At 69.3% G+C, this 16,246-nt stretch carries 9 protein-coding genes; 3 read left to right on the top strand and 6 right to left on the bottom strand.

What is annotated here, in order from left to right:
• Together ASE66_RS07285 and ASE66_RS07280 are read right to left on the bottom strand one after the other, a co-directional pair.
• Complete coding sequence (locus ASE66_RS07285) at positions 1–1,197, bottom strand: multidrug effflux MFS transporter (protein ID WP_057188958.1); 1,197 nt, start codon at positions 1,195–1,197, stop codon at positions 1–3.
• Positions 1,198–1,267: 70 nt separating this feature from the next.
• Positions 1,268–2,680 (bottom strand): sodium:proton antiporter, encoded by a 1,413-nt coding sequence (locus tag ASE66_RS07280; protein ID WP_057188957.1) that lies wholly within the window; start codon positions 2,678–2,680, stop codon positions 1,268–1,270.
• 316 nt (positions 2,681–2,996) lie between these two features.
• On the opposite strand from ASE66_RS07280, the gene ASE66_RS07275 reads away from it, so the two are divergent.
• Both ASE66_RS07275 and hrpB read left to right on the top strand, forming a co-directional pair.
• The gene (locus ASE66_RS07275) at positions 2,997–3,785 is read left to right on the top strand and encodes a class II glutamine amidotransferase (RefSeq protein WP_057188956.1); all 789 of its coding nucleotides are present in this window, start codon (positions 2,997–2,999) and stop codon (positions 3,783–3,785) included.
• Between the two features lie 43 nt (positions 3,786–3,828).
• Positions 3,829–6,327 (top strand): ATP-dependent helicase HrpB, encoded by a 2,499-nt coding sequence (hrpB, locus tag ASE66_RS07270; RefSeq protein WP_057188955.1) that lies wholly within the window; start codon positions 3,829–3,831, stop codon positions 6,325–6,327.
• A gap of 4 nt (positions 6,328–6,331) precedes the next feature.
• On the opposite strand, the gene ASE66_RS07265 is transcribed toward hrpB, so the two are convergent.
• Entirely contained in the window at positions 6,332–8,479 is a 2,148-nt protein-coding gene (locus ASE66_RS07265; RefSeq protein WP_057188954.1) for a transglycosylase domain-containing protein, read from the bottom strand.
• A gap of 300 nt (positions 8,480–8,779) precedes the next feature.
• Here ASE66_RS07265 and ASE66_RS07260 point away from each other — a divergent pair, with 300 nt between their 5' ends.
• Complete coding sequence (locus ASE66_RS07260) at positions 8,780–9,175, top strand: DoxX family protein (protein ID WP_057188953.1); 396 nt, start codon at positions 8,780–8,782, stop codon at positions 9,173–9,175.
• A gap of 74 nt (positions 9,176–9,249) precedes the next feature.
• On the opposite strand, the gene trxA is transcribed toward ASE66_RS07260, so the two are convergent.
• The 3 genes from trxA to addB all read right to left on the bottom strand — a co-directional run bounded on the left by trxA (position 9,250) and on the right by addB (position 16,245).
• Complete coding sequence (gene trxA, locus ASE66_RS07255; RefSeq protein ID WP_057188952.1) at positions 9,250–9,570, bottom strand: thioredoxin; 321 nt, start codon at positions 9,568–9,570, stop codon at positions 9,250–9,252.
• A gap of 88 nt (positions 9,571–9,658) precedes the next feature.
• The gene (addA, locus tag ASE66_RS07250; RefSeq protein ID WP_057188951.1) at positions 9,659–13,144 is read right to left on the bottom strand and encodes a double-strand break repair helicase AddA; all 3,486 of its coding nucleotides are present in this window, start codon (positions 13,142–13,144) and stop codon (positions 9,659–9,661) included.
• Positions 13,141–16,245 carry a double-strand break repair protein AddB gene (gene addB, locus ASE66_RS07245; RefSeq protein ID WP_057188950.1) on the bottom strand — a complete coding sequence of 1,035 codons (3,105 nt, stop codon included), beginning with the start codon at positions 16,243–16,245 and terminating at the stop codon, positions 13,141–13,143. The genes addA and addB overlap by 4 nt, the downstream gene beginning before the upstream one ends.
• Position 16,246 lies beyond the last annotated feature (1 nt).

The following is a 16,246-nucleotide window of genomic DNA, read 5'->3' as shown; positions in this document are numbered from 1 at the left end:
TCAGACCTTGCCGGCGCGGATCCCGGCGCTGGCATGGAAGAGGATCAGCGTCGCGACGCCGATCACCGACATCACGGCAGGCAAGGGCAGCGCGCTGCCCTTGAGCAGATGGCCGACGAGCAGGCCGACGCAGGCCGCGAGCAGCATCTGGCACAGGCCGGTCAGGGACGAGGCTGCGCCCGCCCGTTCGGGAAAGGGCATCATCGCCGAGGCCTGCGCCTGCGGCATGGTCAGGCCGACGCCGCAGGCATAGAGCGCCATCGGCCCGACGACGCCGACCGCCCCACCGAAGCCGGTGGCGACCCCGGCCAGCATGGCGAGGCCGCCGGCGGCAAGACAGGCGACGCCGAGCGCGATCACACCGTCGAGACCGCGACGGCCGACCAGGCGCTGCGCGATGATCGTGCCCAGGATGAAGCCGAGCACGGCGCAGCCGAACGAGAGCCCATAGGCCGGCGCCGTCAGCCCGTAGACGCCCATCAACACGAAGGATGAGCCGGAGATGAAGGCGAAGAGGCCGGCATAGGCAAGCGCGGTCAGGGCGACATAGACGCGGTAGGCGCGGTTGCGCAGCAGCAGCCGAAAGCCGCGAAGGATCGCCGGCAGCGACAGGCCATCCGGCGAGCGCTGGCGCAGCGTCTCCGGCATGATCGTCACGATGATGGCGAGCATGGCGAGCGCGAAGACCAGCGAGGCCAGGAAGGTCGAGCGCCAGCCGAAGGCGTCCTGCAGCAGGCCGCCGAGCACCGGCGCGATCGCCGGCACCAGCCCCATGATCATGCCCATGCGGGCGAGCTCGCGGCCGGCGCGTGGCCCGTCATAGAGATCGCGCACCATGGCGCGGCCGAGCACGATCGGGCCCGAGGCGCCAAGCGCCTGGGCGAAACGGGCGCCGATCAGCGCCTCGATCGAGGGCGCGAAGGCGCAGGCGAGCGTGGTCACGATGAATAGCCCGAGCCCGATCATCAGCACCGGCTTGCGGCCGAGCCGGTCGGAAAGCGGGCCCCAGATGATCTGGCCGGCGGCATAGCCGAACAGGAAGGCCGAGAGCGTCGCCTGCGCGCCGGCGAAGTCCGTTCCCATCACCCGCGCGATCTCGGGCAGCGAGGGCAGATAGAAATCGGTCGAGAGCGGCCCGAGCGCCGTCAGCATGGCGAGGACGGCGGTCATCGCCAGCGTGTCGGGGCGCAGGGGCATGAACTCTTCCTTCGGAAGCCGCCCCTTTAGGCGCGCATCCGACCGGTGTCCATGCCGCCAAGAAACCGCCTCAGCGGAAGAAGATCACGGTCTGCAGCAGGAAGAGCGGGATCAGGATGGCGCCCGACCAGAGCATGTAGCCGAAGAAGCTCGGCATCGCGACCTTCCGGTCCTTGGCGATGGCGTAGACCATGAAATTCGGCGCATTGCCGATATAGGAGTTGGCACCCATGAAGACGGCGCCGGCCGAGATCGCGGTCAGCGTCAGCGCCCCGGTCGTCATCAGCGCCTTGGGATCGCCGCCGGCAAGCTCGAAGAAGACGAGATAGGTCGGGGCGTTGTCCAGGAAGGACGAAAGCGCGCCGGTCAGCCAGAAATAGGCGACATTGTTGGCGCTGCCATCGGCATTGCTGACGAGCGCGACCAGCGGCGCGAAGGCGCCGTTCCGGCCGGCCTGGAGCATGGCGAGCACCGGGATGATGCAGGCGAAGATGCCGGCGAAGAGCTTGGCGACCTCCTTGATCGGCCCCCAGCTGAACTCGTTGCCCGCGCGCACCGGCTTCGGCGTCAGCACCAGCGACAGGCCGGCCAGCGCCAGCAGGACGAGATCGCGCGCCAGGTTCTGCCATTCGACGGCGACGCCGTGGATGGTGAAGGCGATGCCCGGCTTCCAGCTCGCCGACATCAGGATGGCGAGGATGACGCCGACGAGCAGGAGGAGATTGACCTTGCCGAACAGCTTGATGGCGCGGTCCGGCGTCGGGTCGCGCAGCGGCGGGAAATTCTCCTCCTTGCGGAAGAACCAGCTGTCGAGCGCGTAGAACACCGCAAGCAGGACCGCGACCGCGAAGAGCGTCTCCGGCAGCAGATGCGTCGTTGTCCAGAAGAACGAGACGCCGCGCAGGAAGCCGAGGAAGAGCGGAGGATCGCCGAGTGGCGTCAACGAGCCGCCGATGTTCGAGACCAGGAAGATGAAGAAGACGACGACATGGACGTTATGGCGCCGGTTGTCATTTGCCCGCAGGACAGGCCGGATCATGATGATCGAGGCGCCGGTGGTGCCGACGAAGCTCGCCATCAGCGTGCCGATCGCGAGCAGCACCGTATTGGTCGCCGGCGTGCCGTGCAGATTGCCGGTGATCAGGATGCCGCCGGCGATGGTGAAGAGCGCAAACAGCAGGATGATGAAGGGGATGTAATCGAGCAGCCCCGTGTGCAGCAGCGCGCCGAGTGCCGGATCGACGCCGCGGAAGAGGAGGAGCGGCACGACGACCAGCGCGGCCCAGAAGGCGGCGAACTTGCCGTAGTTCAGCTCCCAGAAATGCGGGAACAGCACCGGGCCGAGCGCGATCGAGAGCAGCATGCCGGCGAAGGGCAGGGCCCAGGCGACGCCCATGCTGGCGCCGCCGATGTCGCCGGCGGCGAAGGCAGCTTGCGGAAAAAGGGCGAACATGAGCGCCGCGCCGGCGAGCTTCGTCAGCATGAAAATCGGCCCCTTCCCTGCCCGCTTGCCGCGGGACGTCGTCGCCACCCTATCGTCGCGACGGTTATATCAAGGCTATGCGGCTCGCAATCGCGGTGGTCTTTTCAGTTCCCTGTCGTGCCGGGCGACCGTAGGGAGACCCGGGATCCATGCCTGAACCCTGATCGGAGAAGTTCAGGCATGGATCCCGGATCAGCGCGGCTTCGCCGCTTGTCCGGGATGACTAATACGGAGAGATGAATCGTTATGCCGGCATTCATTCTCGTGGAATAATCTTCTCCTGCGGCGTCCCGCCCGCGCCTGATTCGGGACCATCATGTGCCGTTTCCTCGCCTATGCCGGCGCCCCGGTCTTCCTCGAGGATTTCATCGCCTCGCCCTGCCATTCGCTGATCCACCAGTCGCTGCATGCCGAGGAAGCCAAGACAGGCACCAATGGCGACGGCTTCGGTGTCGGCTGGTATGGTGAGCGGGTGGAACCTGGCCAGTATCGCGAGATCAGGCCGGCCTGGTCGGACGAGAACCTGCTCTCGATCGCGCGCCTCGTGCGCTCGCATTTGTTCTTCGCGCATGTGCGCGCCGCGACCGGCACGGCGACGACGCGGGCGAATTGCCATCCCTTCGTCCATGGCCGGCACCTTTTCATGCATAACGGTCAGATCGGTGGCTACGCCCTGATCAGGCGAAGGCTCGAGAGCCTGATCCCTGACGGGCTCTATGGCGCCCGCGTCGGCACCACCGATTCCGAAGCGCTGTTCCTGCTGGCGCTGGCGCGCATCGCCGAGGGTGCCGCACCCGGCGTTGCCCTGGCCGGCGCGCTCGGTGAGGCGCTGGCGCTGATGCAGGAGGCCGGCGTCCGCGAGCCCTTGCGCTGCGCCGCCGCGCTCGCCGATGGCGAGACGATCCATGCGGTACGCTGGTCCTCCGACACGAAGCCGCCGACGCTCTATCTCTGCGATCGCGGCGACGCAGTGGTGATCGCCTCCGAACCGGTCGATGCCGCCCGCGACTGCTGGCAGGCGCTGCCCTGTAACACGCTGGTCTCGGTGAAAGCCGGCACGGTCAGCATGACGCCGTTCGCAGTCGGATTGCAGCAGGCGGCCTGAGCCGACTTGCGCAGTTTCGTCGCCTGCGCCACATCGCGGGTGCATGCGCGCCTTCGACACAGCCCTTCCGATCGACGCGGTTCTCGATGCCCTCGCCGCCTCTCTGCGCGAGCGGCCGAACGCCGTGCTGGTCGCACCCCCTGGCGCCGGCAAGACGACGCGGGTGCCACTTGCACTACTGGATGAGCCCTGGGCCAAGGGCGGGAAGCTGATCATGCTGGAGCCGCGTCGCCTCGCGGCACGCGGCGCGGCCAATCGCATGGCGCAGACGCTGGGCGAGCGTGTCGGCGAGACGGTCGGCCTGCGCGTCCGGCTCGGCTCGAAGATCGGGCCGAAGACGCGGATCGAGGTGGTCACCGAAGGCGTCTTCGCCCGGATGATCCTCGACGATCCCGCCCTCGACGGTGTCGCCGCCGTGCTGTTCGACGAATTCCACGAGCGCTCGCTCGATGCCGATTTCGGGCTGGCGCTGGCGCTCGATGCGCAGGCAGGCCTACGCGAGGATCTGCGCATCCTCGTGATGTCGGCGACGCTGGACGGAGCGCGCGTCGCCCGGCTGCTCGGCGACGCCCCGGTGATCGAGAGCGGGGGCAGAGCCCATCCGGTCGAGACGCGCTATCTCGGCCGCGACCCGCTGAAACGGATCGAGGATCAGGTCACCGAGGCCGTCCTGCAAGCGCTGAACGAGCAGGCCGGCTCGCTGCTCGTCTTCCTGCCCGGCCAGGGCGAGATTCGCCGCGTCGAGGAACGTCTGCGCGAGAAGGTCCGCGATCCCGCGACCGAGATCGCACCGCTCTATGGCGCGCTCGACCAGGCCGAGCAGGATCGCGCCGTACTGCCGGCGCCCAAAGGCAGACGCAAGGTCGTGCTCGCGACATCGATCGCCGAGACCTCGCTGACGATCGAGGGCGTGCGCGTCGTCATTGATTCCGGCCTTGCCCGCGTGCCGCTCTACGAGCCCGATATCGGCGTCACCCGCCTCGTCACCCAGCGCGCCAGCCGGGCGGCGTCCGACCAGCGCCGCGGCCGCGCCGGCCGTACCGAGCCCGGCATCTGTTACCGGCTCTGGGAGGAAGCGGGAAACGGCGCGCTCGAGGCCTTCGCCCGGCCCGAGATCCTGTCAGCCGATCTGGCGCCGCTGCTGCTCGACTGCGCCGCCTGGGGCGTCACCGATCCGACCACGCTCGCCTTCCTCGATCCGCCGCCGGCGCCCGCGCTGAAAGAAGCTAGGACGCTGCTGGGCGACCTCGACGCGCTCGACCCGGACGGCCGCATTACCGATGACGGTAAGGCCTTGCAGGGCCTGCCGCTGCCGCCGCGCCTCGCGCATATGGCCGTCGGCGCGGCGCATCATCGCCAGGCCGAGCCCGCCGCGCTGCTGGCGGCTCTGCTGGTCGAACGCGGGCTTGGTGGCGATGCGATCGACCTTGCCGAGCGACTGGAGCGCTTCGGACGCGAGCGCGGCGGCCGCGCCGCCGACATGCGCCGCCTCGCCGAAGGCTGGGCCAGGCAGGCGGCGAGCAAGGTGTCGGCGGGCGCGGCGCAAACGCTCTCGCCCGGCTTCCTCTTGGGCCTCGCCTTTCCCGACCGCGTCGCCAAAGCGCGCCAGCCCGGCTCCGGGCAGTACCTGCTCGCCAATGGCCGGGGCGCGGCGCTGGAGGCCGGCCAGAGGCTGGCGCGCGAGCCCTATCTCGTCGTCGGCGAGATGACCGGCTCGGCGCAGCAGGCCCGCATCCTCAGCGCCGTCGCGATCAGCGAAGCCGAGATCGCCGTGCTCGCCGCCTCCGGCCTGATTCGGATCGGCCTGTCGGAGCGCAACGAGACTGTGTTCGACCGGCAGGCGCGGGCGCTGCGCGCGCGAGCTGCGCGCAAATACGGCGCGCTGGTGCTGGCCGAGCGGCCCTTGCCGGTCGAAGCCTCGCCGGAAAATGCCGAGGTGCTGGCCAAGGGTATCGCCGCGCTCGGCATCGAGGCGCTGCCCTGGAGCAAGGCGCAGGCGCAGTTGCGCGAGCGCATCGCCTTCCTGCGTGCGGCGGAGGGGCCGGATGCCGGCTGGCCCGATCTCTCCGACGCCGGCCTCGCCGAGACTGCCGCGGACTGGCTCGCGCCGCACATCGTCGGGCGAAGCTCGCTGGCGGCGATCACGCCGGGCGATCTCGACGCGGGGCTTTCGACCTTGCTGCCCTGGGAGCTGAAGCGGCGGCTCGATGCGGAGGCGCCGACGCATTTTGCGGCGCCGACCGGCTCGCAGCTCGCCGTCGACTATGGCGCCGAAGCCGGTCCGACGATCTCGGTTCGCGTGCAGGAACTCTACGGGCTGGCGCAGCACCCCTCGCTCGCCGGCGGGCGCGTGCCGCTCGTGCTGGAGCTGCTTTCACCCGGGCACCGGCCGATCCAGATCACCCGCGACCTGCCGGGCTTCTGGCGTGGCTCCTGGGCCGCGGTGAAGGCCGAGATGAAAGGGCGCTATCCGCGCCATCCCTGGCCGGACGACCCCGCAGCGGCGGCGCCGACGACGCGTGCCAAGCCGCGCGGGACCTGAGGCATCAACCGCCGAACAGGCGCTCGAAGAAGTTCTTCTCCTGCGGCGCCGGCGGCGTCCAGGCGCGGTCGCCGGTGGCGGCCTGCTGGGTCCGCGGCGACGGCGCGACACCGGCGACCGGCTCGCCGCTGTCGAAGATCGACCTCGGCGACGACTGCCAAAGCCCGCCTGGCAGCTGTACCGGCTGCTGGCCGGCATGGGCAGCCTTCATGTACTTGCCCCAGATCTCGGCCGGCAAGCCGGCACCGGTGACGCGCTTCATCGTCGAGTTGTCGTCGTTGCCGACCCAGACGGCCGTGACGAGGCGCCCGGTGAAGCCGACGAACCAGGCGTCGCGATAATCCTGCGTCGTGCCCGACTTGCCGCCGACCTCCCAGCCGGGAAGGTTGACCTTGCTGCCGGTGCCGCCCGTCATCACCGCATGGAACATGGAATTCATCATGGAGAGCGTCTGCGGCTGGATCACCGGGCCGAAATTGTTCGCCTTTCGGGCGTAGACGACCTTGCCGCTCGTCGACCTGACCTCACGGATCACATAGGGGAGCACCGACTGGCCGCCATTGGCGAAGCTGGCATAGGCAGCCGTCATCTCGAGCGGCGTCACTTCCGAGGTGCCGAGCGACAGCGACGGGTTGGCCTGCAATGACGAGTTGATGCCGAGGCGCTGGGCCGTGCGCACGACCTCGCGCGGCGTTACCTCCTGGATCAGGCGCGCCACCACCGTGTTGAGCGAATGCGCGAAGGCGGTCTGCAGCGTGACCGGGCCGCGGAAATTGCGCGAATAGTTCTCCGGCTCCCAACCCTTGATCGAGACCGGGGAATCGTCGCGGATCGTGTCCGGCGTCATGCCCTTCTCGATCGCGGTGAGATAGACGAAGGGCTTGAAGGACGAGCCCGGCTGGCGATGCGCGGCCGTGGCGCGGTTGAACTGGCTCTTGGTGTAATCGCGCCCGCCGATCAAAGCGCGGATCGCCCCGTCCGGCGCCAGCGAGACCACCGCACCCTGCGAGGCGTTGAGCTTGGCTCCCTGTGCCGAGAGCGCCTCGACCAGGATCGTTTCGGCCGAGCTCTGCAGTTTCGTATCAACCGTGGTCAGCACGGTGACGTCGCCCTCGATCGCGCCGATGAAGTCGTCGAGCACGTCCATGACATAGTCGGCGGCGTAGTTGACCGAGCCGGCCCCGACACGTTCGGGCACCTCGGCCGGCGCGCCGAGCGCGGTCTTGGCCGAAGCCTGCGTGATCAGGCCCTGATCGGCCATGGCGGCAATGACGAGCTGGGCGCGCTTCTCCGCCGCTTCCGGGTTGCGGTTCGGCGCGAGGCGCGACGGCGCCTGGACGAGGCCGGCGAGCATCGCCGCCTCGGCGATCGTGACCGAGCGGGCCGACTTGTTGAAATAGCGCTGCGCCGCCGCCTCGACGCCATAGGCGCCCGAGCCGAAATAGACGCGGTTGAGATAGAGCTCGAGAATCTGGTCCTTGGTGTAGGTCCGCTCCAGCCAGAGCGAGAGGATCGCCTCCTGGATCTTGCGCGCGGCGGTGCGCTCCTGGGTCAGGAACAGGTTCTTGGCGAGCTGCTGGGTCAGGGTCGAGCCGCCCTGCACGCCGCCGCGCTTGGTCAGGTTGTTGACGACGGCGCGGCTGAGGCCGATCGGGTCGATGCCGAAATGATCGTAGAAGCGCCGGTCCTCGATCGCGACGAAGGCCTTCGGCAGATAGGGCGGGACTTCGCCGATGGTGATGGTGCGCCCGCCGGTCTCGCCGCGATTGGCGAGCAGGGTGCCGTCCGCCGCGAGGATCGCGATATTCGGCGGCCGCTTCGGCACGGTGAGCTGGTCGATCGGCGGCAATTGCGCGGCATGATAGGCAATCAGGCCGCCGAGGCCGAGCACGGCCCAGAGCCCCATGACGACGCCCCAATAGAAGATGCGGCCGAAAAAGGAGCCGCGCTTGCGACGCTGCTTGCGGCCGCCGCGGCGCTCGGTCTTCTGGCGGCTCGGTTGCTGGCGCGGTGCCACCGGATTCCTTCCTCCACGATAGGGACGGTCCTCGGCCGACAGGCGCAGATCGCCGTCGTCGCGCTCGTAATCGTCGCGCGCACGCTCGAATGACGGCTCGCGCCGCTCACCGCCTCGTTTCGACCGGTCGTTCATCCCGCCCCGTTCAGGCCCCGCCATCACGCTGCGATCCGCAGCCCGGCGATTTCCAGACAGAATTCAAACATGGCGCTTTTAAGGGGTGGTTAAGCCCGATTCCGGCGAATTTTACGCGATGGTGAACGAAGCCATCGCTGTTGCGGATTTGCCGCTGGATGATTTTGCTGCACTGCAAACGAAAATGTGACTTGATCGGCCTTCCTTGCACGGGGACAAGCACGACGGACGCAGAATCGCTTCTTCGCCAGCAAACACAATTACTTAGACTCATTCAAATCGGACAGAAGGTCCCCGCCCATGCAGGCTCTCAACTCATTGAACCGCTATGCGCCGCAGGCGCTCGGGCTGCTGCGCATCGCGGCGGCGCTGATCTTCATTGCCCATGGCACGCAGAAGCTGTTCGGCTTCCCGGCTCCGCCGGCCAGCGGATTGCCGGCAATGTTCACGCTGTTCTGGTTCGGCGCGGTCCTCGAAGCCTTCGGCGGCCTGCTCATCCTGATCGGCCTGTGGACCCGTCCTGTCGCCTTCATCCTCGCGGGCGAAATGGCCTATGCCTACTGGATGTTCCATGCGCCGCGGAGCGTCTACCCGCTGCTGAACGGCGGCGACGCCGCGATCCTCTACTGCTTCATCTTCTTCTATCTGGTCTTTGCCGGTGCCGGTGCCTTCGCGCTCGACAACCGCTCGAAGTGATCCACGCATAGTCTGAAAACGAAGAAGGCCCGCCCTCAGCAAGAGCGGGCCTTCTTGATTCTGCGATTGCCGGATCAGACCGCGGCCGAAATCCAGCGCGAGAGATCGCTCTTGGGGGCGGCGCCGACCTTCTGCGAGGCCAGCTTGCCATCCTTGAACAGCATCAGCGTCGGGATCGAGCGGATGCCGAACTGGGCCGGAATCTGCTGGTTCTCATCGACGTTCATCTTGACGATCTTGACCTTGCCGTCGAGCTCGCCGGCGATCTCCTCGAGGGCCGGGCCGATCATCCGGCAGGGACCGCACCACTCGGCCCAGAAATCCACCACAACCGGCTCAGCCGACTTCAGCACGTCGGCCTCGAAGCTCGCATCGGTCACTTTGATCGTCGCCATGGCTCATCGCCTTTCGATTCGCATGCGGCCACATCGCCGCCATTCACCGGTGAAGCTATGAACGGCCGGCCGCAGGGTCAAGGCTGGCTCACCTTCCGGTGAAGCGGGGCTGATCCGTCATATTCGCCAGGGTCGCGTCGAGCAGCTCGGCTCCAGGCTCCAGCGGCTTCAGGCTCGCCGTGTAGATCGCGACCGCCCTGACGCGCCGCCCTGGATAGATCTCGCCGACGAGCCGCCGATAGACCGCAAGCTGCGCCAGCGTCGAAGCCGGCAGTGCGGCGGCATTTTCGGGCGGACGGGCCGCGGTCTTGAAGTCGGCGATCAGGACCTCGTCGTCGCCGACAGCAAGCCGGTCGATCCGGCCCTGCACCGGGCGCCTGCTGCCATCGGCCATGGCGATCTCGCCGGCGAGCGGGACCTCTGCGAGGCTGCCCGGTCCGAACAGCCCGGCAAATTCCGGCTCGGCGATGAGCGACAGCGCATCCTCTGCGATCTGGCCGCGGCGCTCCTCCGGAAGCGAGCCGCCACGTGCCTCCGCCAGCGCCCGCGCGGTGCTGGCGCGGCGTTCCGGCGGCACCTCCGGCAGGACCTGCAGCAAGAGATGCGCGAGCCGGCCGGCCGCTGCCGCATTGGCGAGGAAGGGCCCGTCATGCGGACGCTCCTGCGCATCGGCAGCGGAAAGCGCGCTCGAAGGCCGCAGCGGCGGTGCGGGCTCGGCCTCCTCCGGCGCTGAACGCGTGAGCCAGGCCGGCGGCGACGTCGGGACCTGAGCGGCAGCGCTCTCCTCGGTCGCGATCTCTCCCGGCTGCGAGACCATGAAGCGGCGAACCTCGCCGTCCCCGTCCGGCGCGGGTACGTCGCGCAACCAGGGCTCGGAGCCGGCGAGGCCGATATCGGCCATGGCGTACCAGGACCCTTCCGGCGCCTCGCCCTTGGCCTGCACGCCGCAGAGGATCAAGCGCTCCTCGGCGCGCGTCAGCGCGACATAGAGCAGGCGGTGATGCTCCTCGACCATCCGCGCGACGATCGCGTCCTTGGCGCGCCGCATCGCGGCGGGATCATCGGCCCGCTTGGTCGGCCAGACCGGCACCTGCGCGCCATGTGGCGGCGCGACCGCCATCAGTTTCGGCAGCCGCCGCTCGCCCGGCGCGATGCCGAGATCGGCGAGGATGACGACCGGCGCCTCCAGACCCTTCGAGCCGTGCACGGTCATCACCCGGACCTCGCTGGCGCTGGCCGATAGATCGCGCTTCACCTGCGTCGCCACGGCGCCGATATGGTGCAGGAAACCGGCGAGCGAGGGGCCATAGCGCCGCTCATGGTCAAGCGCGGCGCCTAAGAAAGCGTCGAGCGCATCGCCTGCTTCCGGGCCGAGCCGGGCGAGGGCGAGATTGCGGCCGCCACCGGGGCCAAGCAAACCGGCGAAGAAGCGGAAGGGGCCGTAGCGCCCTGCCTCCTCGGCGAGATCGGTCAATCGCGCCTCGATCGCGGCGTAACGCGGCTCGGCCTGCGCGGCCTGGCGAAAGGCGTCACGCAGCGAGCCCTTTCGCTCCGGGGCGAGGCGCATCAGATCGTCGTCATCGAGGCCGAAGAGCGGCGTCTTCAGCGTGATCGCCAGCGAAAGATCGTCCTGCGGCAACAGGATCGTGCGCCCGAGCGCGACGAGGTCCTCGACCGCCGGGTGGTCGGCGAGCGTCAGGCGGTCGCGGCCGGCGACCGGCACTTCGCGATCCTTCAGCGCCTTGACGATCGCCTCGAACAGCGCGCCGCGCTGGCGCAGCAGGATCATGACGTCGCCCGGCCTGAACGGCCGGCCGATATCGTCGCGGCCGGCCTCGCTCCAGCGCTTCAGCACATCGGCGATGCGGGTCGCGAGCTTGACCAGTCCCGAGCGGCGCTCGGGCGCGTCGACCGGCGCGGTCCAGGCATCGGGCTTGTCGCCGGCGTCGTCGGCGGAGACCGGCCAGAGATCGACCGCGCCGATCGCGGCGCGCTTGACCGTATCGTGCCGCTCGGGACCTGCGCCGCCGTCGAAGACGAGGCCGCGCCAATGCTCCCTTGGGGCGAACACCGCATCAACCGCGCGCATGATGTCCGGCGCCGAGCGGAAGGACGTGGTGAGGCTGATCGGCTCGAAACGCTGGCCGGCCGCCTTCAGCCTCGTGCTGAGGCCGCGGCGCTCCTCGCTGAAATGCGCCGGCGCTGCGCCCTGGAAGCCATAGATCGACTGCTTCTCGTCGCCGACGACGAAGACGGTGCGCGGCCGGACCAGCTCGCGCGCGCCCTCGCCGGCCGAGAACTCCTCGGCGAGGCGGCGCAGGATCGCCCATTGTGCCTCGCTGGTGTCCTGGGCTTCGTCGAGCAGGATGTGGTCGATGCCGGCGTCGAGCTTGTAGAGCGCCCAGGCCGGATCGACCCGGTCGAGCAGCGAGCGCGCCTTGGCGATCAGGTCGTCATAGTCGAGCAGCGAGCGCTGCGCCTTCAGCCGCCGATAGGCGGCGAGGATATGCGTCACCAGCACGGCGAGCGCTGCGCTGCGCTCGCGCACGGCGATGGCGTTGAGCTGCTCGATCGCGGCGGTGAGGCAGGCGGTGACGGCGTCGAGCGCCGCGTCGAGATGATCCGGCAGGACGCTCTTGCCCTTGCCGCGGACATGCTGGCTGACCGCGCCGTCCAGCGTCAGCAGGCCGGCGCGGCAACTTGCGATCAGATCGCGGCCCTGCTCCTGCGCTAGCGCCTGTCTTAGCGCGGCGGCGGCGCGCTGCCGCGTCTCGCTCGCCGAACCGAAGGCCTCGATTAGCGCGGCAAGATCGGCAACGCCGGCGAGCTCGGCGCAGAAGCGCGCCCGGACCTCATCCGCCGTCAGTTCCGGCGCAATGCCGAGGAAGGCACTCAGCCCTGTGACGATCTCCTCCGGCTTGCGCGCCCGCCCTTCCGCATCGCTGAACACGGCACGCTGATGCAGCGCCTCGCGCATGATCTGGTCGAAGGTGTCCTGCGCCGCATGCTCGGCCATGAAGCGCAGCGCCTGCGCCTGTGGGCCATCCGGATCGGCCTCGGCAGCAGCGAGCAGATCGCGCCTGGCATCGCGCATCAATTCGTCCTGGGCGAGATCGTCGGCGACCTCGAAGCGCGGCGGGACGTTGGCCTCGAAAGGCGCGCTCTGCAGCACGCGGGTGCAGAAGGCGTGGATCGTCTCGATCTTGAGGCCGCCCGGCGTCTCCAGCGCCTGCGCGAACAGCCGCCGCGCCCGGCTGATGTCGCTCGGTGCCGGGAGTTGGCCGGTCAGTGCCGACAGGGCCGCCCAGAGCACCGAATCGGACGCCACCGCCCAGACCGAGAGCGCCCGGAAGACCCGGTTCGACATGTTGGCGGCGGCGGCCTTGGTATAGGTGATGCAGAGCATCCGGCCAGGCGCGACGCCATCGAGCAGCAGGCGCAGCACGCGGTTGACCAGCACATGGGTCTTGCCTGAGCCGGCATTGGCCGAGACCCAGGCGCTGAGGTCGGGCTCGGCCGCCAGCGCCTGATTGCGGCGCGTCTGCTCGGGAATGGTCCAGCCGGCCGGCGTCATGCCTCATCTCCGGCATCGCCGCCGAGATCGGGGGCGGCCGACCATTCCTTGACCCGGGCGAGCTGGTCATAGGGGCTGGCGTATTTGATGTAGGCGGGGGCGCGGCGCGAGAGCCAGGGCTCGCGGCCGGCACGCAGGACGGCGAGATGATCCAGCAACTGGGTGAGATGGCGGGCGGTGACGTCGGCCTGCTGCTCGTCCTTGAACGACAGCTTCTTGTCCTTCTCCCAGCTCTTCGGATCGTGGTTGAGCCGAAGATACAGCAGCGCCTCGACCGGACCGGGCAGGATGTCCGGGGTGAAGCCATGACGCAAAGCGAGCTCGGCTTCGAGCGTCAATTGCGGCGCGAAACCGAGGCGGACCTGTTCCTCGCTCGGCGGCGCGCCGGTCTTGAAATCGATGATGCGCAAGGCGCCTTCGCGCGTGACCTCGACGCGGTCGGCCCGGCCTGTCAGCAGGATCGAGGAACCGTCCACCAGCGGAAACTCGGCTTGCGTATCGCGCTCGACCGCGACGCGGGCAAGCCCCGGCCGCCGCCTTTCCTCCCAGCCGAGGAAGTTCTGCGCGATCAGAAGGAAGCGCGGCCACCAGAAGGCGCGAACCTCGGGCGTTTCCTCATAGGCGCGGAAGAAGCGCTCGCCGATCTCGATCAGGCTGCCGAGGGCGCCGGCCGGGAGTTGCTCGGGATGGGTTTCAGCGAAGGTTCCGACGATGTCGTGCAGCAGCGAGCCGCGATCGGTCGCGCCGGGATCCTCGACCAGCTCCGGAAGTGCGTCGAGCTTGAGGATCTTGCGGGCATAGAGCGCATAGGGATCGCGATAGAGTGTCTCGACCTCGGTAACGCTGAGCCGCTTCGGCTGCAGATGCGGCGCCGGATAGGGTTTTGGCCGAGGCACCGGCAGGAGATCGGCCGGCTCGCCGAGCAGCCCCGCCCAGGCGATCAGCTCCTGGCCACGCGCTTCGGCAGCCTCCCAGGCCTCCGCCGGCGCGACCGCCTTCAGGCGTTGCCAGAAGCGCGAGGGGATCGTCTCGGCCTCACCCGCCTTGCGGGCCCGAGTCAGCGTCACCTTGCCGGCGAGCGCCGCCGCGACGAAATCATGCGCGGTCTGGCCGATACGGCGTTCCGGCGGCGAGAGGCCGAGCTCGGCCCGCATCGGCCGGTTGATGAAGGAATCCGTCTCGGTCGCCGGTGGCCAGACGCTCTCGATCAAACCGCCGAGCACGACATGCTCGGCTTCGAGCAAGCGCGCTTCTAGCAGACCCCAGATCTTCACACGAGGATGTCCGGGATCGCGGCGCTGCACGACGCGCTCGCCGATCAGGCCCTCGAGGATCGCGATCCAGTCGCGGGCACGGCCCTCGCCGGGTGCTTCCGGCAAGGCAGCGTCGAGATCGTCGAAGAGCGCAGCGAGCGCCTCACCATCCGGACCACGCCAGGCGAGAACCGCGCCGGTCTCGTCGCCGCTCAATTTCTCGACGGCGCGGCGGGCCTGCGCCGCGATCTCGCGCAGTTCCGGCGCCGGGTCGGCCAGCGCCGCCATGAGCGGGGCGAGCGCTTCCTCCAGCGCGGCGAGCACCTCCTCGGCTGCGCCGATGTCCTCGTGCGCCAGCCTGCGGCGCGGGCGCGGGGCATAGGTCGCCTCGCGCAACTCCGGTATCGCCTCGAAGGCACGGCGCAGACCCGCGAAACCGGGCCCGACCGTCTCGCCGCGCCAGCAGCCTATTTCCAAAGCCGCCGCGCCCTGTCGCAGGCGTGGCTCGGCCAGGCCGAGCCGGCAGAGCCGATGCGCCAGCAGCGCGGTGAGACTTGCCGGCGACAGCTCGTGCTCGACCGCATCGAGCGCCAGCCGCAGCAATGCGCCCGCCGGCCAGCGGCTGAGCGGCAGGCCGGCGGAATCATCGGCCTGGATGCCCCAGCGCCTGAGCTCGACAGCGACACGCTCGGCAAGGCCGCGATCAGGCGTGATCAGCGCGGCACGGGCATCCGGCTCCTCCAGCGCCTCGCGCAAGGCGAGCGCGGCAGCGAGCGCTTCCTCGCGCTCATTCGCGGCTTCGACGATACGCAGGCCTTCAAGCGCTCCGGCAGCAATCGGCGCGGCACCGGCCCAATCGTCGGTGACCGAGGCCGGCAGCAGCGCCCGGCGCAGCAGGTCGCGGCGGATGATCAAGCCCGGCGACGGCTCGGCGAGGGTGACGACCTCGTCCCGGCTCGCGCCGATCTCGTCGAGCAGGCGATGCAGCGCCGCCTGCGGATGCGACGGCGCCGGCTCCTGGACGATGGCGCGCCAGCCCTGCTCGGAGAGCGCCTCGTCGAGATCGGGCAGCACGACGGCGCCATTCGGCGCACGGGCCAGCGCGGCAAGCAGGCGTGCCGTCGCCGGCACCGTGCCGGTCGAACCGGCCGCGATCACCGGCCCGTCGAAATCGCCAGCGAGCAATCGGTCGCGCTCGGCGGCCAGCATGCGGTTGCGGAATTCGGCCGGGTCGCATTCGCCGCGCTGTTCGAGGATCGCCGGCCAGGCTTCGGCGATGATGTCGAGGAAGCGGGCATTGAACTGCCAGATCTCGTCGAAGCGGGCGGCGTCGAGACCCTTCAGCCGCGCCGGCGAGACACCTTCGGTCTGCAACTGGTCGAGCAGATGGGCGAGGTCGCCGGCGAGCCCCCAGGCCTCGGCCAGCGTCGCCGGCATCAGCGAGGGCTCGGCCGGATCGAGCTTCAGGTGCTGCCGGTTCGCGGTCCGGCCCCAGGCCGAGATCAGCGTCGTCAGGATGAAGCGACGGCGCAAAGGATCGATCGGTGCGAGCCGCTCCAGCGCCAACGCATCGCTGGCACCGGCGATCAGGGCCGTCTCGGCCTCGTCGACATCGCCGAGCGGGACGATCCGCGGCAGCAGCAGCGCCCGGCCGCCGAGCTTTTCCGAAAGCACGGCCGAGAAGGCGCGCGCGGCGCGGCGCGTCGGCAGATAGAGCGTGGTGCGCGAGAGCGCGGCGGGATCGCCGGGATCGAACGCTTTGCCGAAGCGGCCTGCGATCAGCGCCTGCGCGAGCACGGACAGGAAGGGCGCGCCGGCCGGAATGCTGAACAGGTTGAGCCCGCCCATC

Origin of the sequence: Allobosea sp. Root483D1 (assembly GCF_001429505.1) — a bacterium.
Lineage (GTDB): Bacteria > Pseudomonadota > Alphaproteobacteria > Rhizobiales > Beijerinckiaceae > Allobosea.
Note: the sequence above shows the minus strand (reverse complement) of the source record. Positions and strands in the feature narration are given on the sequence as shown.